Genomic DNA, 26,087 nt, shown 5'->3' on the forward strand with positions numbered 1-26,087 from the left:
GCGAGGTCAGCAATCATGATGTACCGTTCCTGTTCGCGGTGTCGTTCCATTTCCCTGCTCCTGGTCTTGGGTGCCCTGCTGATCGCCAGCAGTGGCCTGGCCGCTCCCCACGACGGCGACCGGTTCAGTCTCGGTCAGCCGGATGGCTCGACGGTGGACGTCAGGGTCTGGGGCGATGAGTTCTACCAGCGCGTGGAGAGCCTGGACGGCTACACCCTGGTGCGCGATGACGCCACTGGCGTGATCTGCTACGCCAGGCTCTCGGCCGCCGGCGACCGGTTCGAATCCACCGGCATCTCCGCGGATCAGCCCGCTCCGGCGGGACTCGCCCGGGGCTTGCGGCTGACCACCGCAGCGCGGTCGGCCGCCGCCTGGAAGGTGCGCAACGAGTTCCTGGCCGAGGAGCAGGCGCTGCTCGCGGAGAAGGATCGCGACCCCCAGCCATCGAGCCTGGGCAACGTCCTCGGCCTGACGCTGATCATCGACTTCTCCGACGAGCCCGGCACGGTGCCCGCTGCCGATTTCGACGACTACCTGAACCTGCCTGGCTACAACGGCTACAACAACAATGGTTCGGTACGTGATTACTTCCACGATGTCTCCGGCGGGGCCCTCACCTACAACAACTGGGTCCCCGACGCCTACCTCCGGGCTCCCCAGCCCAAGACCTACTACGAGGATCCCAGCATCCAGTACGGCCAGCGGGCGAGGCAGCTGGTGAGCTGGGCGCTCAACGCGCTGGACGCCCAGGGGCACGACTTCAGCCAGTACGACGCCAACGGGGACGGCTTCATCGACGCCATCAACGTGTTCTACGCCGGATCGCCCACCGGCGGCTGGTCGGTGGGCCTGTGGCCGCATTCGAGCGTGATCAACTTCTTCGCCGATGGGGTCTCCTCCTACCGCTACCAGATCACCAACATCGGCAGCAGCCTGCGCCTGTCGACCTTCTGCCACGAGAACGGCCACATGATCATGTTCTGGCCCGACCTCTACGACTATGGCCACGAGTCCAGCGGCGTCGGCGGTTTCTGCCTCATGTGCAGCAGCGGTCCGGGCACCAATCCGGTGCGTCCATGCGCGTACCTGCGCGCCGATGCCGGCTGGGTCGAGCCCGTGGTGCTGGAAGGCCTGCAGGGCGGGCTGGAGGTCTCGCACGACGCCATGAACGTCTTCAAGGTGCCGTACGAGGGCGAGCCCAACGAGTACTACCTGATGGAGAACCGGATCCAGAGCGGTCGCGACTACGCGATTCCCGACGAGGGCATGGCCATCTGGCACGTCGACGAGTTCGGCAGCAACAACAACGAGCAGCAGACGCCCACGCTCCACTACCTGGTCACCCTCGTGCAGGCCGACGGCCTCTGGGACCTGGAGCAAGGCAACAACAACGGCGACCCCGATGACCTCTGGTGCGCGCCCAGGTACACCGAATTCACGCCCACGACCATCCCTGCGGCGCTGTGGTGGGACGGCCGCGAGGCGCCGCTGTACATCGACGGCGTGAGCGTTCCCGGCGAGATCATCACCTTCAACTACCGCGAAGCGCTGGGCACCATGGCCGTGAACGTGGATCCTCAGCCGGCCGAGCTGGTGGCGCCCTGGACGCTGATCGGTCCCAACGACTACGAGCTGAGCGGCGAGGGTTTCCGCTCGGTGCTGGTCTGGGACGAGGGCGACTACACGCTCACCTGGGGCGATGTGCCCGGCTGGACCGAACCCGATCCCCTCAGCGTGACCGTGGCGGTGGCCGAGAACGGCGAACCCGCGGTGATCACCGGCTACTACACCAATCCGCCGTTCGTCCTGGCCGAGGCCGGACCGGCAAGCGACGCCGGCCCCGCCGCTGCGGTAGCCCTGGTCGATGTCGACGGTGATGGTGACGACGATCTGCACGTGGTCAATGCCGGTGCCGCCGACCTGCTCCTGCGCAACGACGGCGGACTGGTCTTCACCGACATCACACCCGCCGAGCTGGCCGACACTGGCGCCGGTCGGGCCGCCGCCTGGAGCGATTTCGACGACGACGGCGACCGTGATCTCTACCTCGTGCGCGACGGCGAGGCCAATCGCCTCTTCGAGCAGGAAGACGGCGGCTTCATCGATGTCACCGCCCTGAACTACGGCCTCGATGACGCCGGTTCGGGCCAGGACGCCGCGTGGTGCGACGTGGACCAGGACGGTTACCTCGACCTCTACCTGGTCCAGAGCGGCAGCGGCAATGTCATGTTCAAGAACTATGGTCCCGCCAGCGGGGATCATCATCTGCTGGTCAGCTCATCGAGCGGCGTGCTCGCTCAGGACGGTCCCGGCCGGTCGGCGATCTGGTGCGACTACGACCTCGACGGCGACCGCGATGTCTACCTGGTGAATGACATGGCGGCCAACATGCTGGTGCGCAGCTACGACGGCACCATGTTCGAGGATGCCGGCTCGATCGCGCTGGCCAACATCGGCAGCGGTTCCGACGCGGTCTGGGGCGATTTCGACAACAACGGGAGCTGGGATCTCTACCTGGTCAATGACGGCCAGCCCGATGCGTTCTTCTTCAACATGGGTTCCTATTTCCAGCAGGTGATACAGCCCGTGGTCAGCGACAACGGTCCGGGACGCTCGGTGGCCGCCGCCGACTTCGACAACGATGGCTACCTCGACCTCTACGTCGCGCGTTACGGTGTCGACGACCTGTTGCTCTTCGGTGACGGCACCGGCAACTTCGTGCGCACTCCGGTGGCGCTGGCCGAGACCCTGGGCGACTGCGTGGCCGCGGTCTGCGCGGACCTCGATGACGATGGGGGCGTGGATCTCTACATCGGTCGCGCCGGGGCGGCGAACGTCATCCTGCACAACCAGATCGAGGAGCGCGGGCACTGGGTGGCCATCGACCTGCGCGGTGACGAATCCGGCCGCGACGCCGTCGGCGCACGGGTGCGGGTGGTGGCGGGTGGTCGGAGTTTCCTGCGCGAGGTCCATGGTGGCGATGGGCAGGGCCAGGCCAGCCGCATCCTCCATGTCGGTCTGGGCGCCGCGACCAGTGTCGACAGCGTCATCGTGACCTGGCCGGGCGGCACGCAGACCGTGCAGACCGGTCTGACGGTCGACCAGCGGCAAGTGATCTTCGAGGATCCCAATCCCACGGCGGTGGATGACCAGGTTCTGCCTGCGGCCACCAGCCTGCGTGGGGCCTATCCCAACCCCTTCAATCCGGCCACCACCATCGCCTTCGATCTGGCCCGCCCCGGTCCGGTCGAGCTGGCGATCTACGGCCTGGATGGTCGCCGGGTGGCGGTGCTGGTGAGCGACAACCTGCCGGCCGGCGCCCACGAAGCCGCCTGGCAGGGGCGGGACGCAACGGGCCGACCGGTGGCCTCGGGGACGTATCTCTACCGGCTGAAGACGGTGGATGGACCCTTCAGCGGGCGCTTGACTCTGGTGAAGTAAGCGCCTGACACCGTTGGATCTAGGCGGGGGCTCGACGGGCCCCCGCCGCCGTCTTCGCCAAAAAGTGGACAAAAAAGATATAAATAAGTGGCGGCCAGGCTTGCCTCGGCCCGAATCTGACCGTAAACTCATGCTGACGATCCGGTATCCCCCAGACGGACCGTGCGCCCCTCCCTGATGGCGCCAGAAAGCAAGGACAGCCCATGACGGTCGGACGCGCCCAATTCGGAAGGGTCGCCCTGGCTCTGGTCATCTGCGTGATCTTCTTGCCAGGCGTGAACCAGGCCATTCCCATCTTCGGTGAGACCGAGACCCTGTCGCAACCGGACGGCACGAACTTGACGGTCCGTGTCTGGGGCGACGAATACCACCAGCGGGTGGAGGACGAGGCGGGTTATACCCTGATCCGCGAGGCGGACACCGGCTGGATCTGCTATGCCGAGCTGGGACCCGGGGGCGAGTCCCTGGTCTCCACCGGCATCGTGGCCGGCAAGTCGGCCCCCGCCGGTCTCGAACGGGGTCTACGCCTGCCGGCGGACGTGGTGGCGGCCAAGGTGGCCGCCGGTCGGGCGGCCGCAGGACGGTTCGATGGCGCCGTCGACAAGACAGATTATCCGGTCCCCGCGGTGACGGGGCAGGTGCGCGGGATCGCCTTGCTCGTGGATTTCGGCGACGAAACTGCGGTTTTCGATCCCACCGAGATCGAGGACTTCCTCAATCAGCTGGGCTACAGCGTGGGCGGGAACAACGGCTCGGTGCGCGATTACTATCGCGACATCTCCGCCGGCAACCTCGACCTGACCCATTACGTCACGCCGTACTATTATCGTGCTGCCCACCCCAAGACCTGGTACGAGGATCCGTCCTATTCCATGGGCTGGCGGGCGCGGCTGCTGGTGGATGAAGCGCTCAACGAGCTCGAGCGACAGGGTTTCGACTTCAGCGAGTACGACGCCAACGGCGACGGCTACGTCGACCTCGTGGGCGTGTTCTACGCCGGAGAGCCGCGCTGGAGCTGGGGTGTCGGTCTCTGGCCGCAGGCCGGTGAGACGGGCTTCCACGCCGATGGCGTGCTGGTGCGGCAATGGCACATCGCCCCCATGCGCGACGAGCTGACCCTGGGCGTGGCCTGCCACGAGATCGGGCATGCGCTCTGCCAGTGGCCCGACCTCTACGACACCGGTGGCGATTCCTGGGGTGTCGGGCTGTTCTGCCTCATGAGCAACCCTGCGGCCTATCGCAATCCGCTGCAGCCGTGCGGGCCCCTGAAATACAGTTCCGGCTGGACCCAGACCCAGCTGCTGGACGGCTTCATGCCCGACCAGGTGGCGCCCGTCACGGGCAACCACGTCTTCATCGTGCCGCATCCCTCGGTGGAGAGCGAGTTCTACATGATGGAGAACCGGCAACGAAGCGGGCGCGATCTGCTGATGACCGACGAGGGGCTGGCGGTCTACCACGTCGACTGGCGTGGGGACAACAATCGCGAGGAGATGCTGCCCGACTTCCACTACATGGTCAGCCTGGTCCAGGCCGACGGGAATTACGATCTCGAGAACGATGCCAACTGGGGCGACGACACCGACCTCTTCGGCGCTCCCGAGTTCACCAGCTTCGGCCCGCATACCTGGCCGGAGGCTCGCTGGTGGCGGCAGCAATTCGCCGACCTCTACCTCGACAACATCAGCGCGCCCGGCGACACCATGACCTTCGACTTCCGCGACGGCATCGGCATCCTGCCGTTGCAGGTCTATTCCGAGCCCGAGGCCCTCGATGCGCCCTGGCAGATCTCCGGCGCCGACGGCTATGTCAAGCTCGGCCGGGGCACCCGGCTGGTGCACGTGCCGGCGGAAGGCAGCTACGTGGTCTCCTGGCGTCCGGTGCCGGGCTGGCTGGCACCGCCGGCGGCCACGGTGCTCGTGCCCGAGGCTGGCCCGGTGCCCGAGGTGTCGGGGACCTACAGCCATCCCCCCTTCACCATGACCGACGTGCCCGTGCTGGCCCAACCCGTGACCGGCCGCGGCGGTCACCTGGCCGATTACGATGAGGATGGCGATCTCGACCTCTTCCTCTGCCGCGAGAACGAGGCCGACCTGCTGCTGCGCAACGAGGGCGGGTGGCAGTTCACCGAGGCCACCCCGTCGGCCCTGTCCGGAACCTCGCCGACGGTGGCTGCGACCTGGGCCGACGTGGATGGTGACGGTGACCGGGATCTCTACGTGGTCCTGCGCGACCAGCCCGGTCTGCTGCTGCGGCAGACCGAGCCCGGCATCTTCGCGGCCGCGGCCGAGGAGGCGCCCTCCGGGCTGGAGGGGACGCAGGCCGCGATCTGGGTCGACTACGACGATGATGGCCGCCTGGATCTGCACCTGGTGCGCGATGGACAACCGAACGTGCTCCTGCGTGCTCCCGACAAGTCCGGACCGCTGCTGGGGGAATACATCGTCCAGGACATCCTGCCCAGCCTCAGCTTCGCCCGCAGCGTCTGCTCCGCCTGGTGCGATTACGACAGCAACGGCCTGCTCGACCTCTACACCGTCAACCTCTACGGCGACAACGTGCTGGCCCACAATCGCCTGCCCATTCGCTTCGTCAATGCGACCCACGGCGGACTGGGGCAGCCATGGCGCGGCGGTTCCGCCGCCTGGGGCGATTACGACAACGACGGGGATTTCGATCTGTACACCGTCCAGGACGGTGCTTCCGACGTGCTCTTCACCCAGTACAACGGCACCTTCGTCATGGAGGCGGGTGACAATACCAGCACCACCGGCTCGGGCCGGGACGTGGTCTGGGGCGATTTCGACAACGACGGGGATCTGGACCTCTACCTCGCCCGCTACCAGCAACCCGATCGCCTGCTCATGAACGACGGGGATGGGGAATGGCAAGAGGCGCCCCTGCTCCTGACCGAACTCGACGGTCCTTCCGTCGCGGCGATGGCCGGCGACCTCGATGGCGATGGCGGCCTCGATCTGGCCATCGATCGCGATGGCGCGCCCACCATGCTCCTGCACAACACCATGAACCGCGGGCACTGGCTCCAGGTCGACCCCGAGGGCCGGGGGACCCTGTGCGAACCCGTGGGGGCTGTCCTGCAGCTGCATCTCGGCGATCAGTACCAGCTGCGGCAAGTGGCTGCTCGCGGCGGACCGTCGGGCATCGCGCGCCGGATCCATTTCGGGCTCGGGGCGGCCACCCAGGCCGACAGCCTGGTGATCCTGTGGCCCAGCGGTCAGCGTCAGGTGATCCGCGAGGTGGCGGCGGACCAGATCCTGGCGGTGGAGCAGCCGGCCTCCGGCGGTACGGGACCCGTGGAACTGCCCAGTGTCACCCGACTCCTGCCCGCCTATCCCAATCCCTTCAATCCGGGCACCAACCTGGAGCTGGAGCTGGCCGTGGCCACGGACGTCCGGTTGACGATCTACGATGTGGCGGGCCGACGGGTGGCCGTGGTGCACGACGGCGAGCTCGCGGCCGGACCCCACCGGTTCCGCTGGGAGGGGCGCGATCACGGGGGACGGGCCGTGGCTGCCGGAGTGTACCTGGCTCGCCTGGAAGCGGGCGGCATCCGGCAGAGCACCCGCCTGGCCCTGGTCAAGTAGGCCGCGGACAGGGTCGCCGAAAACCCGGATGCACGGCGGCGTGCCGGGTGTTATCATTGGCGACCATGTGGACGCGCAACGACTTCCAGGGCCTCTGCAGCCCCCCGTTCATCGGCATGATCCACCTGCGGTCGCTGCCAGGTGCACCCGGTTATGCCGGTGATCTCGACGACGTGCTGTCACGGGCCCACGCCGACCTCGAGGCGCTGGCCCGTGGCGGCATCACCACCGTCATGGTGGAGAACTTCCACGACATCCCCTTCTGGCCCGATCGCGTCCCGCCCGAGACGGTGGCGGCCCTCGCCGTGGTGGTCGCCGAGTTGCACCGGCAGCGCCCCGACGTGCGCCTGGGCGTGAACGTCCTGCGCAACGATGCGGCGGCCGCGCTCGGGGTGGCGGCTGCCACGGGGGCCGGTTTCATCAGGATCAACGTGCATACCGGCGCCATGGTCACCGACCAGGGCACGCTCCTGGGCCAGGCGCACCGGACGCTCCGCAAGCGCCGCGAACTCGGCCTCGATCACGTGGGCATCTTCGCCGACATCCGGGTCAAGCACGCCGCCCCGCTGGCGGTGCGCGACCTCGCCGCCGAGGCGCGCGACCTGCGGCTGCGGGGACTGGCCGATGCCCTGGTGATCTCGGGCGAGGCCACCGGCGCAGCGGCCGATCCGCAGCAGCTCGCCACCCTGCGCGCGGCCCTGCCCGACTGTCCGCTGCTCCTGGGCAGCGGCGTGACCCGGGAGAACCTGCCGGTCTACGCCGGCCTGGCCGACGGTTACATCGTCGGCACCTCGTTGAAGACCCGGGATGTGGTCGACTCCGACCGCGTCCGCGCCCTCCTGGCGGCGCTCCCCGAAGGAAAGGAACCGGCATGAAAGGCGTCATCCTGGCTGGCGGCCTCGGGTCGCGGCTCTTGCCCTGCACCAAGATCACCAACAAGCACCTGCTGCCGGTCTACGACCGCCCCATGATCCACTATCCGTTGCGCTGCCTGGTGAGTGCCGGGATCGACGAGGTCCTGCTGGTCACCGGCGGCAGCTTCGCCGGGGATTTCCTGCAATTGCTGGGCAACGGCAAGGAATTCGGTCTCAAGGATCTGCACTATACCTATCAGGAAGGCGAGGGCGGCATCGCCGACGCCCTGCGCCTCGCCGAGGATTTCGCCGACGGCGGCAAGATCGCCGTCATCCTGGGCGACAACATCGTCGAGCGGAGCATCCGCGGCGCCGTGGAGGCCTACCGGGCGCAGCGGAGCGGAGCGCGGATCCTGCTCAAGAAGGTGTCCGATCCCCAGCGCTTCGGTGTGCCGGTGTTCGAGGACGGGCGCATCGTGCGGGTCGAGGAGAAGCCCAAGATGCCCCGCTCGGATTTCGCGGTGACGGGCATCTACTTCTACGATCATCAGGTCTTCGAGATGATCGCCCAGCTCAAGCCCAGCGACCGCGGCGAGCTCGAGATCTCCGACGTCAACAACATGTACATCGATCGCGACCAGCTCGAGTGGAGCGAGCTCGAGGGCTGGTGGACCGACGCCGGGACCTTCCCCTCGCTGCTGCGGGCAAGCACCCTGGTGGCCGAGAGCGGCGCCAACAAGACCGATTAGGAGTATGCGTTGAACATCCTGGTCACCGGTGGAGCGGGCTTCATCGGCAGCAATCACATCCATTACCTCGTGGAGCATTCCGAGGACCGGATCGTCAACCTGGATCTCCTGACCTATGCCGGTAATCTGGAGAACCTGGCTGGCCTGGAGGACCATCCGCGCTATCGCTTCGTGCGCGGCGACGTGCGCGATGCCGATCTGGTGGCGCGCCTGCTGGCCGACGAACAGATCGACTGCGTGGTTCACTTCGCGGCCGAGAGCCACGTCGACCGCTCGCTCGATGCTCCCGGCGTGTTTCTGGACACCAACACCCGGGGCACCCAGGTGCTCTTGCAGGCGGCGCTGGCCCACGGACTCGGGCGCTTCGTGATGGTGTCGACCGACGAGGTCTACGGTTCGCTGGCCGCCGATGCGCCCGGTTTCACCGAGCAGACGCCCCTCGCGCCCAACTCGCCGTATGCCGCGAGCAAGGCCGCCGCCGACCTGCTCTGCCGGGCCTACCACCACACCTTCGGCCTCGACGTCTGCATCACGCGCTGCAGCAATAATTACGGACCCTACCAGTTCCCCGAGAAGCTGATCCCGCTGATGCTGGCCAACGCGCTGGAGAACAAGCCGCTGCCCGTCTACGGTGACGGCCAGAACGTGCGCGACTGGCTCCATGTCGCCGACCACTGCGCGGCCATCGACCTGGTGATGCGCGGCGGTCGCGCGGGCGAGGTCTACAACGTGGGCGGGGCCAACGAATGGCGGAACCTCGACCTGGTCAAGCTGCTGCTGGAGAAGCTGGACCGGCCGGAGTCCCTCATCCAGTTCGTGCCGGACCGGCCGGGGCATGACCGGCGCTACGCCATCGTGGCCGACAAGATCCGCAGCGAACTGGGCTGGCAGCCCGCGTATGATTTCCCCAGCGGTCTCGAGCAGACGGTGCGCTGGTACCGCGAGAACCGCGCGTGGTGGGAGAAGATCCGCAGCGGCGAGTACAGTCGCTACTACGAGGAGATGTACGGCAAGGAGGGTCGGTACGCCGGGGGAGACGACATCTAGGAAAGGGACCTGTCGATCCATCGCCGGTGCCGCACCAGCAACGGCACCGGGGGCCCGACCGGCATCGCCTGGTTCGGCCTCGCACCCCGATCCGGAGAGGGAGGACCAGGCCACTTGAACCATCCCGCCGCTGCCCCATGCCTCGCGCTGCCCGCCGGCCGCCAGGTCAGCCTCCACGACTCCACCCGGAGCCTGGTCCGCGCCGGCGTCATCCAGCTCGCCGGGATCCAGGTCCGCGAAGAACCTGCGGTCTGGACCGAGACCGCGGCGCTGGCCGCCGAGCTGGTCGCCAGGCATGCCGGCAAGCTGCCCAGCGAGATCGCCGGGCTGCAGGAGGCCCGCGACCTCTACAAGAGCTTCGGCATGGATCCCTCGCGCCACCGGCCGAGCAGCGAGGCGCTGTTGCGCCGGGTGCTGTCGGGCAAGGGCCTGTACCGGCTCAACAATGCCGTCGACTGCTGCAACCTGGCCAGCCTCTCCTACCTGCTGCCCATCGGCATGTACGATCTGGACCGGGTCGCCGGCGACATCGTCCTGCGCGTCGGCGAGACGGGCGAGGAGTATGCCGGGATCCGCAAGGGGCCGGTGCACCTGGCAGGACGCCTCGGCCTCTTCGACAAGCAAGGTGGGTTCGGCTCGCCCACCAGCGACAGCGCACGCACCTGCGTGACGACCGGAACCGAGCGCATCCTGGCGGTGATCATGGCCACCGGCCGCTATCCATTCGACGACCTCGCTGCCCACACCGCGCATTTCGGCGACCTCTTCTCGCGGCATTGCGAGGCCCAGGTCGCCTTCACCGGCATTCTCGGAGACTGACATGAGCCACCGCTTCTTCCTCGCCGCCATCCTGCTCCTGATCTGGGCCTCGCCGATCCTGGCCATCGACGAACCGGCCCGTGGCGCCGAGGCCATGGTGGTCACCGCCGAGCCCCACGCCACCGAGGCCGCGCTGGCAGTGCTGCGCGAGGGCGGTTCGGCGGCCGATGCCGCCGTCACCGCGGCCACGGTCCTGGCCGTGACCGAGCCCTACAGCAGCGGCCTCGGCGGCGGCGGTTTCGTGGTGGGTTGGCGGGTCGCCACGCGCGAGGCCTTCGCCCTGGATTGCCGCGAGACCGCGCCCGCCGGCGCCACCGGCGACATGTTCCTCGGCCCCGATGGTCGCGCCGATCCTGCTCGCAGCCGGACCGGTGCACTCAGTGTGGCGGTTCCCGGGCTGGTACGCGGCCTCTGGGACCTCCACCAGGAGCACGGTCGGCTGCCCTGGGCACGACTGCTGCAGCCGGCCATCGATCTGGCGCGCCAGGGATTCCCGGTGCAGGAGATGCTCGCGCAACGGCTGGCGTATCACCATGCCAACGGACGCTTCGACACCGCCATGTGCGAGGTCTTCCTGCCCGGCGGGTCGTTGCCCGCCCCGGGCCAGATCCTGGCGCAGCCCGACCTTGCGCGCACGCTCGGCGCCATCGCCGAACATGGCCCGGAGGCCTTCTACGCCGGCGCGACAGCCGCAGCCTTGGTCGACGCAGTGCAAGCGGGCGGCGGCCTGCTCACGCGCGAGGACCTCGCCGCCTATCGCTGCGTCTGGCGCGACCCGGTCGAGGGCGAGTACCGCGGCCGCCGCGTCATCAGCATGGCGCCACCGAGCAGTGGTGGCGTCCACCTGGTCCAGATGCTCAACATCCTCGAGGGGTTCGACCTCGCCGCCGCGGGCTATGGCGCGGCCGCCTCCTGGCACCTCATGCTCGAGGCCATGAAGTTCGCCTACGCCGACCGCAGCCGCTTTCTCGGCGATCCCGATTTCCACGCGGTCCCCGTGGCCATGCTCATCGGCAGCGATCGCGCCCGCGAACAGCGTGCGCGGATCGATCCCGGGCGCGCGCTCGACCCGGCCGCCATCCAGGGCGCCCCCCTCGCGCCCGAGTCCGAACACACGACCCACTTCTCGGTGGTCGACGCCGAGGGCAACGCCGTCGCGTCCACCCTGACCATCAACCTGGGCTTCGGCGCCGGCATGATCGCCCGGGGGACCGGGGTGATCCTCAACGACGAGATGGACGATTTCGCGGCGGCGCCGGGCGTGCCCAACGCCTTCGGACTGATCCAGGGCGAGGCCAACGCCGTGGCGCCGCATCACCGTCCGCTGTCGAGCATGACGCCGACCATCGTGCTCGAGAACGGCGAGGTCTTCATGGTGACAGGGTCACCGGGCGGGGCGAAGATCATCACCGCCACGCTCCAGACCATCGTCCACGTCATCGACTTCGGCATGGACGTGCGCCAGGCGGTGTCGGTGCCGCGCATCCATCATCAGTGGTCGCCGGCCACCGGCTTTTTCGAGGAGTACGGCATGTCGCCGGACACCCAGCGCCGGCTCGAGGCTCTGGGCCACCAGCTGACCGCCCGCGAACCCATGGGCAACGTGCAGGTCATCGTGCGCGATCGCGAGCACGGTGAGTGGACCGGTGCCAGCGACCCGCGCGGCATGGGCCTGGCGCGCGGCTACTAGGAGATCCATGCGACGACTGGCTTGCCTGATCCTGTTGCTGACCGCGTCCGCCACGGTGCCCGCCATGGAGGCCGACACCGACGAACTGGCGGCCATGATCCGGGCGCTCACCGCGCCCGCACTCGCCGGCCGCGGGGCCGGCACCGCCGAGGAACGGCTGGCGGCCGAACTGGTGGTGTCCTGGCTCAGCACTCCTCGCCACGAAAGCGCCCGGGAATCGGTCCGACCGGCCCTGCCCACCGGCTGGTATCAGGACGTGCCCCTGCCGTCTCCGGCCGGGGGCCACTCGGTCAACGTGGTGGGCATGATCCCGGGTCGTGGCGAGCTGGCCGAGCGCTGGATCGTGGTGGGCGCGCACCTCGATCACCTCGGTCGCGTCCACACTGGAGCGACGGGGATCCCGGTGGCGGGCGAGTACTATCCCGGCGCCGGCGACAACGCGGCCGGGGTGGCGGCCCTGATGCACGTGGCACACACGGCGCCGGCGCTGGCCCTGCTCAGCAGCGGTCCGCCGGCGCGACGCTCGCTGCTCATCTGCGCCTTCGGTGCGGAGGAGGTGGGTCTGGTGGGGTCGGCCCATCTCGTGGCGCATCTGCCGGTGCCGGCCGAGCAGATCGACGCCATGGTCAATCTCGACGCCGTGGGACGGCTCGGTGACGGGCCGCTCCACGTCGCAGGCCTCGAATCGTGCGACCGTTTCCCGGAGCTGTTGACCTCGGTGGGACATGATCTGACGTATCGCGCCCAGGACGCCGGTCTCCTGCGCAGCGACCATGTCAACTTCCTCGACCAGCGGATCCCGTCGGTCTTCTTCTTCACCGGCGCCTATCCCGAGATGAATTCGCCGGCGGACAGCCTGGCTGCGGTGGATCTGCCTGGACTGGCCAGGGTGGCCGACCTGACCACGCGACTCGTCGAGCGCCTGCGTGCCGATCCCGGTCGGTTCGAGTTCCAGGATCTGCCAGAACGCGACCCCGACACCGACACCGACAGCGGCAACCCTCAGACCTGGTTCGGTTCGGTGCCGGATTTCGCCGGCAGCGAGCAGGCGGGCTACCTCATCGGCGCCGTGGCCGCGAAAGGGCCGGCCGCGGTGGGCGGCCTGCTGGCTGGCGATCTGCTCGTGGAACTGGGAGGGGCGCCGGTGACCGATCTGGCCACCTTCACCACGGCCATGCGCCGGCACGATCCCGGCGAGGTGGTCGAGGTGACGGTGGACCGTCAGGGGAGGCGATTGCGTTTCCTGGTCACGCTGGGTGATCGGAGCCAGCGGTCTCGTTGACCGCACTCGTGTCGCACGGTTCGACGTGGACGAACACCCGCGAGAGCTCACGGAACTCGGCACAGAGCGCTTCTTCCACCTCGTGGGCCAGGTCGTGGGCCGTGGCCACGCTCAGGTCGGGATCCACGGCCACCCGGAGGTCGGCGTGGAAGACCGAGCCGCGCTGGCGCACGCGCAGGTCGTGGATCGCCAGGATGCCCGGGGTCTGGGCGGCGGTGGCACGGATGGCCTGGACGGTCTCCTCGTCGGGCATGGTGTCGACCAAGGCCAGCACGTTCTGCTGGGTCAGCTTCCAGCCCTCGCGCAGCACGAACACCGAGATGATCAGCGCTCCGACGCTGTCGAGCCAGACGATGCCCAGCATGGCGCCCAGGATGCCTGCCGCCGCGGCACCCGAGGTGACGGCGTCGGCGCGGTGCATCAGGCCGTTGCTGAGCAGCGCCGGGCTGTGGTTCAGGCGCGCGGCCTTGAGCGTGTAGCGGGCCATCCATTCCTTGATGCCCACCGAGACGACCGCCACCAGGAACGCGATGAACTCCGGGTGCAGATTCTCGCCGCGCAGGAGGCGCATCACCGCATCGCGACCGATGAGCACGCCCGTGATGATCATGAACAGCGAGACGACCAGGGCTCCCAGGGTCTCGAAACTATCGTGGCCATAGGGGTGCTTCGCATCGGGCGGGCGTCGGCTGGCCCGCAGCGCCAGCAGGACACCCAGGTCGCTGACCACGTCGGCGAAGCTGTGGACGCCGTCGGCCACCAGAGCGGCGGAGGAGGCGGCGAAGCCGACCAGGATCTTGCCCAGGGTCAGGACCAGGTTGACGGCCATGCCGACGGCGGTGCATTCGCTGGGGCGGTAGAGCCGGGGCAGGCTGCGGGGGTCAACCGGCATGCTCGGCGGCTCCTGGCGGGTAGACGGCGTCGATGCGGTCCTTGAACTTGGCCGCCACCACGAAACGCTTGACCTTCAGGGTCGGAGTCAACTCGCCGGCTTCCACCGTCAGTTCCTCCGCGAGCAGGATATGCCGCTTGACCTGGTTGAAGCCGGGCAATTCGCGGTTGAGGTCGGTCAGGAGTCCCTGGTAGAGCTTGAAGACCTCGCTCGAGGCGAGGAGCGCCGCGCGGTCGTCGGTATCCAGTCCTTGCGACTGAGCCCAGGTGTCGAGGGTCTCGAACTCGGGGACGATGAGCGCGCATAGGAAGGGGCGCTTGTCACCCAAGACCACGACCTGCTGGATGAACTCGCTCCGCCGCAGGATGCTCTCGAGCGGTTGCGGGGCCACGTTCTTGCCGCCGGCGGTGACGATGAGGTCCTTCTTGCGATCGGTGATGTAGAGATAGCCCTCGTCGTCGAGCCGACCGATGTCGCCGGTCAGCAGCCAGCCGTCGGCATCGATGGCCTCGGCGGTGGCGGCGGGATCGTTCCAATACCCCTGCATGACCTGCGGTCCGCGGACGCAGATCTCGCCGTCGTCGGCAACGCGGATCTCGGTGCGCGGCAGCGCGGTGCCCACGCTGCCCGGACGCTGGCGACCCGGGTTGTTCACCGTCAGTACGGGACTCGATTCGGTCAGGCCGTAGCCTTCGCAGAGCGGCACGCCGGCGCCGATGAAGAACTCGTTCACCTTGGGAGTCAGCGGGGCGGCGCCCGAGACGGCGAAAGAGACCCGGCCGCCGAGGGCCGCGCGGAGCTTGCAGAACACCAGCCGGTCGGCCACCGCCCAGCGCAACAGCAGCCAGGGCCCAGGGCGGCGGTCGTCGATGCGGCAGCGGGCCATGGCGCTCCCCACCGCGGTGGCCCACAGGAAGATGGATCGTTTCAGGCCGCCGGCATCGAGCGCCTGGCTCACCACCCGGCCGTGGATCTTCTCGAAGAGCCGCGGCACCGAGATCAGGATGGTGGGTCGTGCCAGCTTGAGATCGCGCGGCACGGTCTCCATGCGTTCGGCGTAGGCGATGCCAGCCCCGGCGTGCAGCATGGTGTACAGGCCGCAGGTGCGTTCGAAGACATGGCTGAGCGGCAAGAAACTCAGCGACAGGTCCGTGGTCTTGAACCGGAGGATCTCCTGGGCCTGCTGGGCGTTGGCCACCATGTTGGCGTGACTGAGCATCACGCCCTTGGGCTTGCCAGTAGTCCCGGACGTGTAGATGATGCTGGCCAGGTCGGTCGCCGCCAGATCGGGTGGCACCAGGGTCTGGTCCGGATCCTCGTGATCGGCCAGGTTGGCGCCGATCTCCTCGAGCTTGGCCAGGTCGATCACCGAGGGCGTCTGGACCGGGTCGAACGCGATGACCGTGCCCAGGCAGGGTAGGCCGTGGTGCAGGCTCTGGATCTTGTCGGCCTGTCGCTGACCCGAGACGAAGATCGCCTTGGGCTCGCAGTCGCGCATGATGTAGTCGACCGTGTCGGCCAGCAGGATCGAATGCATGGGCACCGACACGGCGCCGCTACAGACGATGGCCAGATCGGCCAGGGCCCATTCGAGCCGGTTTTCAGCGAGGATGGCCACCCGGTCGCCCCTGGCGATTCCCAGCGCCCGCAGGCCGCGGGCCAGGCGGTGGACCCGGTCCCGCGCCTCGCCGCTGGAGACGGGTACGAAGCCCTGGGCGCGATCGTAGCGCTGGAAGCAGTCGCCCCGCGGACGGTTCCGGACCGAATCGAGGAAGAGTTCGGGCAAGGTCGTGGTCGCCATGGCAGCGTCTCCCGGGAGGCGCACCGGCAAGTTGGTGCGGGGCTTTGGCCGATTGGCATCATGCTTAGACGTGGGGGTAGGGTTTGTCAACGCGTTCTCGGAGCGACGCTGGGGTGACCACGGTGCCGGCCGCGCTGGTGGCCACGCGCCAGCAGCAGCTGCTGGACTGGTACGATCGTCATGGTCGCGACCTGCCGTGGCGTCATGAGCCCACGCTCTTCGCCACCTGGATCGCCGAGATCATGCTGCAGCAGACCACGGTCCGCGCCGTCCTGCCGCGCTGGTCGACCTTCCTGCGCCGCTTCCCCGACGTGCAGGCCCTGGCCGCTGCCAGCGAGGAGGAGGTCCTGGCGGCCTGGTCCGGACTGGGCTATTACCGGCGCGCGCGTCACCTGCACCGGGCGGCCCGGTCGGTGGCCGCGGCGGGTGGGACGTTGCCCCGGACCCACGAGGGCTGGCGCGCGCTGCCGGGCGTGGGGGACTATGCCGCGGGTGCCATCGCCAGCATCGGGCTCGGCCTGCCGGTGGCCGCCGTCGATGCCAACGTGAAGCGCGTGCTCACGCGCTGGACCTGCGCCGATCCGCTCGCGGCCGCGACCTTGACACCAGCCCGGCTTCGACAGCTGGCGGCACAGCACGTCGCCGGGGCCCGGCCGGGTGACTGGAACCAGGCGCTCATGGATCTGGGGTCGGCGATCTGCCGGGCCGAACACGCCGCCTGTCAGCAGTGCCCCATGCGTGGTGCCTGTGCGGCAGGCCAGGCCGGTCGCGGCGCTGAGATCCCGCCTCGAACCCGGCGGGAACCGGCCCGCTCCGTGGTGCTCGGCATGCTCCTGCTGCGGCATGGTCCGCGGGTCCTGGCTCTGCCATGTGACCAGGCGGTGGTGACGCGATCGCGTGGTCTCGGTCGCCCGCTCCGCGACGATCTGACCGGACTCTTCGCCGGCATGAATTGCTGGCCGACCACACCCTGGTACGCCGCGCCCTCCCGGGAGGTACGGACCCTCTTCGCCACTGGCTGGCAGTCCTGGCTCCGTCGCCTCGGTTGGGACGCTCCCGAGGTGATGGCGGGAGCCTCGCAGCGGCATGCCATCACCATTTACAGACTCCGCGTTGAGGTTGCAACGGCCAGCTGGCCTCAGGACAGCCCGGCGCCCCTGGTCCCTGGCGCGATCTGGACCCTCTGGCCGGCCGAGTCCCTGGCGTTGCCCAGCCTGGCACGTCGGTGTCTGTCCTCCTTCTCGCGACCCTGAATTGACCAACGGCGGATCACCCGGCGGCTGTCGCATGGCGACCGGCCGATACTGTGCAAATGATCTTTGACAATGCGGAGTTGATCTCGCACTTTTGTTGCGAACTGTGGCAATCTTTAGGCTCTGAGGACACCCTCGGAAGGAAGCGCGATGCTCCAGATCACCAGGCAGACCGAATATGCCATTCGTGGCCTGCAGGAACTGGCCCGCCGCAACGGCGACGCTCCTGTGCAGCTCAAGTCCATCGCTCGGAACTGTGATGTCTCCGAGGCCTTCCTGGCCAAGATCTTCCAGATGCTTTCCCAGCAGCACATCGTCAAGAGCCATCGTGGCGTCAAGGGCGGTTTCAGTCTGGGGCGCACTCCCGAGGATATTTCCCTGCGGGACATCGTGGAAGTCTGCGAGGGTGGGATCGCCCTGAACCATTGCCTGCGTCAGGCCAATCGCTGCGAGAACGCGGACGACTGCAACATGACCGAGGCCTGGGCCAAGGCCCAGCACGCCCTGGTCGGTGCCCTGGAAGAGACGCGCCTCTCCGACCTGCTCTGACCGCGATCCGGTTCCCGGTTGATGAACGCGCCCCCGTCGTCCTGGCGGGGGCGTGTTCGTTTCAGCCCTGTCGCAGGCGCCGCCGCCGCAACTGGCCGCAGGCGGCCCCGATATCGCGACCGCCCGAGACCCGGATGAACGCGGGCACGCCGGCATCCATGAGCACGCGCTGGAAGGCGAGCACGCGTTCGCTGCCCGTGGCCGTCAGGTTGTCGTCATCGAGTTCGTTGAGCGGGATGAGGTTCACCTTGAAGGGGCGGTTCGCCGCGAGGTGCGCGAGGCGGGCGGCCTGTTCGGGCTGATCGGTCCGGTCGTTGATGAGGACCCAGGCGATGGTGACGCGACGGCCGACCCGGTGCGCATATTCCTCCGCCGCCGCCAGGGCCTCGTCGACCCCGGCCTTCCCCGAGACGGGCATGACCTGGCGCCGGTCGGCATCGCTGGATCCACCGAGGCTGATGGTCAGCCCCACGGGGATCGACAACTCAGCCAGTCGTGGCAGGCCGTGGGGCGGTGCGCTGGTGGAGATCTGAATCCGGCGCGGTGAGAGGCCGAGGCCGGCGGTGGCGGTGAAGATCTCGAGTGCCGTCTGGACCGCAGGGAAGTTGTCCAGCGGCTCACCCATCCCCATGAAGACCACGTTATATCCGCGATCGCCATGCTGGGGGTAGGGGTCGGCGACCAGATCGAGCGCTAATCGCTGCACCTGCTCGACGATTTCACCCGCCGTCAGTCCGCGTATCAGGCCCCCGCGGGCAGTGGCGCAGAATCGGCAGGCCATGGCGCAGCCGACCTGGCTGCTGATGCAGAACGTGGCATGATTCTCCATGGGGATGATCACGCTCTCCACCGTGTGGCCGTCACGCAGGTCGAAGAGGAACTTGCGGGTACCGTCGTCGGCGATCAGACGTTCCCGCCGGGTCAGGCCGACGAGGTCATGATCCCCGGCCAGGTCGTTGCGGAGATCCTGCGGGAGGTTGTGCATGGCCTCCCAGTCCATGGCTCCACGATCGTAGAGCCAGTGGGTCAACTGACGGCCACGGTAGGCGGCATGTCCCCGGGCCCTCAGGAGATCCGGCCACGACGCGGGAACGATGTCACGCAGCAAGGGTTTCATGGCTTGGCCGATATCCGCCGACCGGCGGTTTGGAGAACGTGGCGTGCAGGGTTGACAGCGACCCTGCCCGATCGCAAGCTGTCCCGCGAACAACCGCCAAGATCGCAGAGGAGGCCGTTTTTGCAAACCGTGCTGGTCGTGGACGACGAGGTCGCCATCCGGGAAACCCTGGCCCAGATCCTGGGCTACGAGGATTATCGGGTCCATACCGCCGGGTCGGGGCCCGAGGCCCTGGCCCTGCTGGAAGAGCAGGCCGTGGATGTGGTGCTGCTCGACATCAAGATGCCGGGCATGGACGGATTCGAGTTGCTGGCACGCTTGCAGCAGGATCACGAGGGTCTACCGGCCATCGTGATCTCGGGGCACGGCGACATCCAGACCGCGGTCCAGGCGGTCAAGCAGGGGGCTTACGACTTCCTCGAGAAGCCGCTGGACCGCTCGCGTCTGCTGGTCACCCTGCAGAACTGCCTCGCCCATCGCCGCGCTTTGGCCGATCGCGAACGCCTGGCCGCCAAGACGGGGCGCACGTCGCCGCTGATCGGCGAATGCCCGGCCATCCAGGACGTCCGCGCCTTCATCGACAAGGTGGCGCCCACCGACTCCACGGTGCTGGTGACCGGTGAGAACGGGACGGGCAAGGAGCTGGTGGTCGGTGCCCTCCACGCGGGCAGTCCCCGTCGCGAGGGCCCCCTGGTCGAGGTCAACTGCGCAGCCATTCCCAGCGAACTGGTCGAGAGCGAACTCTTCGGTCACGAGAAGGGTGCGTTCACCGGCGCCGATCGTCTGCGGATCGGCAAGTTCGAGCAAGCCCACGGCGGGACCCTTTTCCTCGACGAGATCGGCGACATGGGGGAGCACGCCCAGGCCAAGGTCCTGCGGGCCGTGGAGGAGGGCACCATCCAGCGCGTGGGTGGACGGGAGAGCATGAAGGTGGATGTGCGCATCGTCGCCGCCACCAACCGGAACCTCGCCAGCGCCGATTCGGGTTTCCGGCGCGACCTCTTCTTCCGTCTCAACGTCCTCTCGGTGCACCTGCCACCTCTGCGTGACCGTCCTGGCGATATTCCGCTCCTGCTCGAGCATCTGATGCGATCGCTGGCCCACGCCATGAAGACGGAGATCAAGACCTTCGCACCCGAGACCCTGGCTCTCCTCGACGAGTATTCCTGGCCGGGCAACGTGCGCGAGCTCCGCAACCTGGTGGAGCGCCTGCTGATCCTGGCGCCGGGACCGGTGGTCAGGCCCGCGGACCTGCCGCTGTTGCCGGGCGCGGTCAGCGAGGCCATGGATGCCCCCGACCTCTTCCGTTGTGACGATTTCCAGGAATTCAAGGCCCAGGCCGAGGCGATCTTCCTGCAACAAAAGTTGCGGGAAAATCGTTATAACGTGAGTCGCACGGCCGAGATCCTGGGCATGCAACGGAGCAATCTGTACAAGAAGATCACCAGGTATGGCCTGCAGACCCAGGTCGAGGATTCATTGTGACGAAATCAAAAAAAATAGAGACTGCCGGAGTTGACGCGCCCCTCGCGATTCCGTATCCTCAAGTATAGAGGATTTGCCAGAATGGACCCTCGCGTCCTTGAACCATCCCTAGCGGTCGGGACTTGACCCGCCGCATCAACCCCCTAGGGAGGAAGGCATGAAACGAATTCTCGCCATCCTCGCATTGGTCAGCATCGTTCTCGTCTTGCCCACGGCAGCGAGTACCCGGGGACACATCCGTGATGCAGAACTTGCGTCGACGGAAGTCCAGGGGATCTACGTGCCGCCGGTCACCGATGATGGTGGAGGGCAGGAGGAAGCGGACCAGCAGGAAAACAATGGTGATCCCGATGACCTCGGTGGCGGCTTCCGCAATCACGGCGCTCCGCCGGCGGGCACCGGTGCCGATGGTATCATCCCTTGGTTCCCACCAGTGGTTTTCGCGCTGATCATGCAACTCATCTGACCTGGTCGGCGACCCGAGATCGCCGCCCGGTCACACGTTAGATCTGCGATCCACCAACTCGCCAGGGGATGCAGATGCATGGCTGAATTTGAAGCGTACGACAGGACCCCGCAGGGGCGCGACAGAGTCGAGAGACCCGACCGCATGCAGGAGCTTGAGCGCCTGGAAGAGGTCGGGGATCTGCACTTTCATGCCGCGGCGTACACCACCGCACTCGACTACTATGGCCGGGTTCTTCCGCCTGACATGCTCGTCCAGTTGCCGCCGACCAGGGCGCTGCAGGTGCTGCGGAAGGCGTTGACGGCCTGTTTGCATCTGGGCTGGAGCGATCGTGCCGACGAGATGCTGGGCCGTGCCCGGCAACTGCTCGCCCAGACCGACGGCCTGGTCGACTCGGACGAACGCGAGTGCGAACGGGCCCGTTTCCAGGTGCGCGAAGCCGCGATGCTCATGCAGCGTGGCGAGTACCAGACGGCCCTGGACGTGGCCAAGTATGCCTTCACCTACCTCGCCCTGACCGATCAGCACGTGGAGGTGGCCAACCTCCAGTTGACCATGGGGGCCTGCCACCAGCGCCTCGGCCGTCTCGACAAGGCCGAGGAGTTCTATCTCGACAGCCTCAGCACGTACCGTCGCGTGGGTGACGAGGTCGGCGTGGCCACGCTGCACAACGCGCTGGCCATGCTCCACAAGGCCGGCTGCCGCTGGGACAAGGCTCTGGATCTGCTGGACAAGGCCGTCGACCTGGCGGAGCGTCATGGTGCTCCCCAGCTGCTCTCGGCCTTCCATCTCAACCGGGGCATCATCCTGATCAAGATCAGTCGTTTCGCCGAGGCCCGCCTGGCTCTGGAGAAGAGCCTGCGCCTCAGCCAGAGTCTCGGGGACCGGATCCGTGAGCCCAAGATCCTGCTGGCCCTGGGACGCCTGGAACTACTGTCCGGCCGTCTGGCCAAGGCCGAGGAGCATATCCTCGCCGGCCAGACCCTGGCCGACCGCGAGCGGATGAGGCGTGAGTCCATCATCGCCGACGAGTACCTGGGGGATGTGCTCCTGTCGCGTGGTGAGTGGGACAAGGCGCTGCTGAATTATCGTCTGGGACTGGAGAAGACCCGGTCACTGGGCCGCGCCAGCGATCTGGAGGGCGAGCTGCTGCGACGTCAGGCCGAGGCCCGACGTCGTGATGGCAGCCTCTCCGAGGCGGTGGCCGACGCCTATGCTGCCGTGGCTGTTTGCGAGGAATGTGGTGAGTCCTACGAGCTTGGCTTCTGTCACCTTACGCTCGGCGAGGCTTTCGCCGCCGGTGACGACTGGGCCCAGGCTGACGCCCACTTCCGCCAGGCTGTGGATATCTTCCAGTCCCAGAACCTCTTGCGTGAATGGTGCGAAGCTGTTTGCGCTTTCCTGGACGCACGCCTCGACACGGCGGACAAGCCGCTGTTGCTGCTCTTGCGGCGGTTGCTCCTGGATGTCCAGGACCAGGCCGCGGCCAGCGTGGGTGATGCCTGGCTGACAGCCTGCCTTGCCGGCCTGGCCAGGGTCCAGCTCCGGCTGGGACTCTGCGATGACGCCCTGCTCACCGTGTTCGAGCTCGAACGCGTGGCCCGCGGCCTCGAGGACGACGCACGCTTGCGCGAGGTGGCCCAGCTGCGCCAGCTGGTGGAGGCCGGCCTGGTGGGCGGTCTCGACGCCGCCGGCTCGCCAGTCCGTGCGCTGTCGGGCATTCCCGGCCTCTTCCGTGCCAGCGATTCCACCCTCACGCGCAACCTCGATGCGGTCCTGGCCGCGACCTGCAGCCGCACCAAGGCTGACAGCGGGTTCCTGGCGCTGGGCGATCCCACCGATGCAGAGCGCGCCGAACTGGTGGCGCGCCAGGAGATCGATGCCAATCTGGCCTCCCAGCTGATCCAGTGGTACTGCGAGCGTGGTCGTGACGGAGTCCAGCCGCTCTACTTCAGCCGCCTGAGCGAGGCCTCGCCCCTCGTCAAGCAGATCCCGGCCCTGGCCGCCAGCAAGTACGGCGGCTGCCTGTTCCTGCCCATCACCGTGCATCAGCGTCCGCTGGGTGTGCTGTTCCTGGGGTTGCCGCGCGACGCCGAAGAGGCCTCGGCCATCGATCAGTCCACGCTGGACTTCCTGGTCAACTACCTCGGGTTCCTCGGCCTTTTCCTCGCCGAGAAATCCCACGAGGACGTCCTCCACTCGCACGGAATGCCCGAAAACGAGGGCCTGGGGAACATCATCACCTGCAACGAGGGTATGCTCGAGGTCCTCGCCCTGGTGCGCAAGGTCGCCGCCAGCGACCTCACGGTCCTGCTGCGTGGTGAGACGGGCACGGGCAAGGGCATGCTGGCCTATGCGTTGCATCGTCTGAGTCCTCGCGCCAATCAGCGCTTCCAGTCGATCAACTGTGCAGCCATCCCGGAGACCTTGCTCGAGAGCGAGCTCTTCGGTCACGTGAAGGGCTCCTTCACCGGTGCCGACACCGACAAGAAGGGCCTGCTGATGGAGGCCGAGGGAGGGACGGTCTTCCTCGACGAGATCGGGAAGATGCCCCTGTCCATGCAGGGCAAGCTGCTCCACTTCCTGGACACCCGGGTGGTGCGTCCGGTGGGCTCTGCCACCGAGCGCCAGGTCGATGTGCGGATCGTCTGTGCCAGCAAGAGCGAGTTGCAGCAGCTGGTGGAGTCGGACCGGTTCCTGGAGGATCTCTACTTCCGGTTGCTGGATTTCCCGCTGGTGGTTCCCCCGCTGCGCGAACGCCCGGATGACATCGCCCTGCTGGCCCAGCACTTCATCCAGAAGTATGGCGACGACTTCGCCGGCCCCACACCCACGCTCGGATCCGATGTGCTCGATGCCCTCAACCAGCACGACTGGCCGGGCAATATCCGGGAACTGGAGAAGTGCCTGAAGCGGGCGCTGGTGCTGGCGCAGGGTGAAAGTCGTCTGCGTCCCGAGCATCTGCCGCGTGAGATGACGCCCTACCTGGCGGCGGCTGGCCGTGGCGGGGTGACACCGCTGCGCGAAACCCTGGCGGCGGTGGAATCCCGGGAGATCGCCCAGGCGCTCAAGGCCAGCCGAGGCAACAAGTCCGCAGCGGCTCGCCTGCTCCAGATCAGCTACCCGAGCCTGCTGAAGAAGATCAAGATCTACGGACTGGATTGAGGACCTGAACAAAGGTCCAGGGTTGAGAGCGAAACCGGGCGCCTGGGTGCCCGGTTTCTTCATGCCGTGAACTTCCCTTTCTGGGCGCTATATCCCTACCGCGGTGTCAAGGCGATTGACAGCGTAAGCCACTCTGGAATAGCTACTTATCTTGCACGGCCTGGGGGTTATCAAAATCTTTAATAATCCGGTGGCCGAGCATCCCGAACACCGGTTCGGCAAGATCTGTAAGTCCTTGTCATTAAGTCATTTAAAAATATGTAAAAGGGTCTGAACTTAGGCACGTTAGCTGCAGAATATGAGCATGAAGCGGTGAGTTGCAGGGAACGAGCCCTTCATGCTTTGGACAGATCGTGGCTTGGGGGTGCGGAACTGACCCTCGGGCTGACCGGCAAACCGAGGGAGTCTTTCACGGATAGGCCCGTGGCGGGATTGGTAAAGAGGTGGGGTCTTTATGGATACTCGCCCGCGGGAGAGGAAAGACAGCGGTTCCGGCCTCCAGGCGCGGTCTCGAACGAGCAAGACAGCAGTTTTCTGATGATGTTGAGAGAGTCCCACTGATCTTGAACTGGCGAGATTCAAGATCAGGATGCCAACTCGGTGGCGGGGCTCTCTCATTTTCTTGTTTGCTGACCGCGCAATTCCGCCGTCTCCATTCGGAGACGGTGTCCTCCCGACCACACATCTGTCCTGGGTCCAGGACGTTCCTCATCGGCCCGATCGGACGGACCGATGCGGCCTGCCTCGATTCTGTAAGTCATATTTAATCAAAGCATTGAACTCGATACTACCGAGGCCCATGAACGCCGACAACGCATTGGCACGAAGTGTGCGTTTCCAGGATAGACGACCCCCGTCGGGAAGGAGCGACCGACCATGGCAACGCAGACGAGACACCACCGATTGATCCTGACAGTCACCAGCATCCTGGTGCTGCTGGTCCTGTCCTGGCTCGGTGGTTGTGAAGAAGATGACTGCGTCACGTGCCTCGAACCGGAACCACTGGCTCCGGTGGCGCCGACCCAGGTCTATTCCGTCAGCGGGGATCAGGAGATCACGGTCTTCTGGAACGATTATCCGGAGATCTACAGCGAGGACCTCACGGGGTACAGGATCTGGAGCCGATACTTCGTCGAGGGCGACCAGAACGATCCCGGCCGCGAATTCTATCTCATCGGCGAGGTCGCCGTGGGGCAGAACTACAACCCCTCGAGCGGCCAGTATTTTTTCGTGGACGACGAGGTGGACAATGCCGTCGATTACGAGTATGCGGTCAGCGCCGTGGCTGGTGATCTCGAGAGTTATCTGAGTTTCGAGTTCGTGGTGGACACGCCCCTGCCCATGAGCGAGACCCCGCTGACGCTGTTCGATGTCAACGGGGCCAACGCCCAGCTCTCGGGCTTCGATTTCAGCCTGGCCGGTGAGCACGGCCAGGGCGGCGGCAACGGGGCCGACGGTATCGTCGATCCCACGGCGCCGGGCACCTCGGCCGACATCAAGATCCGCTTCGACGGGGTCGGGGTGCCCTGGCTGGAGACCATGCGCGGGGAAGTGCATGTCCAGGATTACGGCACCTTCATCGATGGCAACAATCAGTTCTACTTCGAGGGCGTGTCGTGGGCACCGGAGTTCGGATGGTCCGAGAGCGGCGTCCTCGAACTGATCGCCGGCCACATCTACGTGGTCGAGATCTTCGACGAACCGGCCGTGGGCGACATCCATTACGCCAAGCTGGGCGTGGTCTCGGTGGACGCAGCGACCCGCACCGCGCGGGTCATGTGGGCCTACCAGCTCGTCAATGGTCTGCCCGAGCTAGCGGCTCCCGAGCCCGAGCCCACCGGCGATTTCAGGCAGGATCTCTTCCGTCTCTAG

17 protein-coding genes are annotated in these 26,087 nt (G+C 67.0%); 14 read left to right on the forward strand and 3 right to left on the reverse strand.

Going from position 1 to position 26,087, the window contains the following annotated elements:
- Window positions 1–15: 15 nt before the first annotated feature.
- From IFSED24_RS03150 to IFSED24_RS03185, 8 genes are all read left to right on the forward strand, one after another.
- A complete protein-coding gene (locus tag IFSED24_RS03150; RefSeq protein WP_491333768.1) occupies window positions 16–3,441 on the forward strand; it encodes a M6 family metalloprotease domain-containing protein in 3,426 nt (1,141 codons plus the stop codon).
- A gap of 203 nt (window positions 3,442–3,644) precedes the next feature.
- Entirely contained in the window at window positions 3,645–7,046 is a 3,402-nt protein-coding gene (locus IFSED24_RS03155) for a M6 family metalloprotease domain-containing protein (RefSeq protein ID WP_491333769.1), read from the forward strand.
- Between the two features lie 65 nt (window positions 7,047–7,111).
- The gene (locus IFSED24_RS03160) at window positions 7,112–7,921 is read left to right on the forward strand and encodes a BtpA/SgcQ family protein (protein WP_491333770.1); all 810 of its coding nucleotides are present in this window, start codon (window positions 7,112–7,114) and stop codon (window positions 7,919–7,921) included.
- On the forward strand, window positions 7,918–8,649 hold the full coding sequence (locus IFSED24_RS03165) for a sugar phosphate nucleotidyltransferase (RefSeq protein WP_491333771.1): 732 nt from the start codon (window positions 7,918–7,920) through the stop codon (window positions 8,647–8,649). Before IFSED24_RS03160 ends, IFSED24_RS03165 begins: the two co-directional genes overlap by 4 nt.
- A gap of 9 nt (window positions 8,650–8,658) precedes the next feature.
- Complete coding sequence (gene rfbB, locus IFSED24_RS03170) at window positions 8,659–9,696, forward strand: dTDP-glucose 4,6-dehydratase (RefSeq protein ID WP_491333772.1); 1,038 nt, start codon at window positions 8,659–8,661, stop codon at window positions 9,694–9,696.
- Window positions 9,697–9,810: 114 nt separating this feature from the next.
- Window positions 9,811–10,515, forward strand: a complete 705-nt coding sequence (locus IFSED24_RS03175) for a B3/B4 domain-containing protein (RefSeq protein WP_491333773.1) — start codon at window positions 9,811–9,813, stop codon at window positions 10,513–10,515.
- A gap of 1 nt (window position 10,516) precedes the next feature.
- A complete protein-coding gene (ggt, locus tag IFSED24_RS03180) occupies window positions 10,517–12,205 on the forward strand; it encodes a gamma-glutamyltransferase (protein ID WP_491333774.1) in 1,689 nt (562 codons plus the stop codon).
- A 7-nt stretch (window positions 12,206–12,212) separates the two neighbouring features.
- Complete coding sequence (locus IFSED24_RS03185; RefSeq protein WP_491333775.1) at window positions 12,213–13,487, forward strand: M28 family peptidase; 1,275 nt, start codon at window positions 12,213–12,215, stop codon at window positions 13,485–13,487.
- Here IFSED24_RS03185 and IFSED24_RS03190 read toward each other — a convergent pair.
- Both IFSED24_RS03190 and IFSED24_RS03195 read right to left on the reverse strand, forming a co-directional pair.
- On the reverse strand, window positions 13,453–14,379 hold the full coding sequence (locus tag IFSED24_RS03190; protein WP_491333776.1) for a cation diffusion facilitator family transporter: 927 nt from the start codon (window positions 14,377–14,379) through the stop codon (window positions 13,453–13,455). The two genes, IFSED24_RS03185 and IFSED24_RS03190, sit on opposite strands and share 35 nt — an antisense overlap.
- On the reverse strand, window positions 14,369–16,180 hold the full coding sequence (locus tag IFSED24_RS03195) for an AMP-dependent synthetase/ligase (RefSeq protein WP_491333777.1): 1,812 nt from the start codon (window positions 16,178–16,180) through the stop codon (window positions 14,369–14,371). The genes IFSED24_RS03190 and IFSED24_RS03195 overlap by 11 nt, the downstream gene beginning before the upstream one ends.
- 113 nt (window positions 16,181–16,293) lie before the next feature.
- On the opposite strand from IFSED24_RS03195, the gene IFSED24_RS03200 reads away from it, so the two are divergent.
- Window positions 16,294–17,433, forward strand: a complete 1,140-nt coding sequence (locus tag IFSED24_RS03200; RefSeq protein ID WP_491333778.1) for an A/G-specific adenine glycosylase — start codon at window positions 16,294–16,296, stop codon at window positions 17,431–17,433.
- A 150-nt stretch (window positions 17,434–17,583) separates the two neighbouring features.
- Complete coding sequence (locus IFSED24_RS03205; RefSeq protein WP_491333779.1) at window positions 17,584–17,982, forward strand: RrF2 family transcriptional regulator; 399 nt, start codon at window positions 17,584–17,586, stop codon at window positions 17,980–17,982.
- Window positions 17,983–18,043: 61 nt separating this feature from the next.
- Here IFSED24_RS03205 and rlmN read toward each other — a convergent pair whose 3' ends face one another.
- The gene (rlmN, locus tag IFSED24_RS03210; protein WP_491333780.1) at window positions 18,044–19,099 is read right to left on the reverse strand and encodes a dual-specificity RNA methyltransferase RlmN; all 1,056 of its coding nucleotides are present in this window, start codon (window positions 19,097–19,099) and stop codon (window positions 18,044–18,046) included.
- 129 nt (window positions 19,100–19,228) lie between these two features.
- Here rlmN and IFSED24_RS03215 point away from each other — a divergent pair, with 129 nt between their 5' ends.
- From IFSED24_RS03215 to IFSED24_RS03230, 4 genes are all read left to right on the forward strand, one after another.
- A complete protein-coding gene (locus IFSED24_RS03215) occupies window positions 19,229–20,584 on the forward strand; it encodes a sigma-54-dependent transcriptional regulator (RefSeq protein WP_491335023.1) in 1,356 nt (451 codons plus the stop codon).
- A 157-nt stretch (window positions 20,585–20,741) separates the two neighbouring features.
- On the forward strand, window positions 20,742–21,050 hold the full coding sequence (locus IFSED24_RS03220; RefSeq protein WP_491333781.1) for a hypothetical protein: 309 nt from the start codon (window positions 20,742–20,744) through the stop codon (window positions 21,048–21,050).
- Between the two features lie 144 nt (window positions 21,051–21,194).
- Window positions 21,195–24,215 carry a sigma 54-interacting transcriptional regulator gene (locus IFSED24_RS03225; RefSeq protein ID WP_491333782.1) on the forward strand — a complete coding sequence of 1,007 codons (3,021 nt, stop codon included), beginning with the start codon at window positions 21,195–21,197 and terminating at the stop codon, window positions 24,213–24,215.
- A gap of 903 nt (window positions 24,216–25,118) precedes the next feature.
- Window positions 25,119–26,087, forward strand: coding sequence for a hypothetical protein (locus tag IFSED24_RS03230; RefSeq protein WP_491333783.1), 969 nt, complete (start codon window positions 25,119–25,121; stop codon window positions 26,085–26,087).

The sequence above is a fragment of the Candidatus Latescibacter sp. IFSED24 genome (genome assembly GCF_058273205.1).

Coding starts and splice junctions, on each gene's coding strand:
- IFSED24_RS03150 (WP_491333768.1), top strand. CDS start 16: ATGATGTACCGTTCCTGTTCGCGGTGTCGTTCCATTTCCCTGCTCCTG.
- IFSED24_RS03155 (WP_491333769.1), top strand. CDS start 3,645: ATGACGGTCGGACGCGCCCAATTCGGAAGGGTCGCCCTGGCTCTGGTC.
- IFSED24_RS03160 (WP_491333770.1), top strand. CDS start 7,112: ATGTGGACGCGCAACGACTTCCAGGGCCTCTGCAGCCCCCCGTTCATC.
- IFSED24_RS03165 (WP_491333771.1), top strand. CDS start 7,918: ATGAAAGGCGTCATCCTGGCTGGCGGCCTCGGGTCGCGGCTCTTGCCC.
- ggt (WP_491333774.1), top strand. CDS start 10,517: ATGAGCCACCGCTTCTTCCTCGCCGCCATCCTGCTCCTGATCTGGGCC.
- IFSED24_RS03185 (WP_491333775.1), top strand. CDS start 12,213: ATGCGACGACTGGCTTGCCTGATCCTGTTGCTGACCGCGTCCGCCACG.
- IFSED24_RS03190 (WP_491333776.1), bottom strand. CDS start 14,379: ATGCCGGTTGACCCCCGCAGCCTGCCCCGGCTCTACCGCCCCAGCGAA.
- IFSED24_RS03195 (WP_491333777.1), bottom strand. CDS start 16,180: ATGGCGACCACGACCTTGCCCGAACTCTTCCTCGATTCGGTCCGGAAC.
- IFSED24_RS03205 (WP_491333779.1), top strand. CDS start 17,584: ATGCTCCAGATCACCAGGCAGACCGAATATGCCATTCGTGGCCTGCAG.
- rlmN (WP_491333780.1), bottom strand. CDS start 19,099: ATGAAACCCTTGCTGCGTGACATCGTTCCCGCGTCGTGGCCGGATCTC.
- IFSED24_RS03220 (WP_491333781.1), top strand. CDS start 20,742: ATGAAACGAATTCTCGCCATCCTCGCATTGGTCAGCATCGTTCTCGTC.
- IFSED24_RS03225 (WP_491333782.1), top strand. CDS start 21,195: ATGCAGGAGCTTGAGCGCCTGGAAGAGGTCGGGGATCTGCACTTTCAT.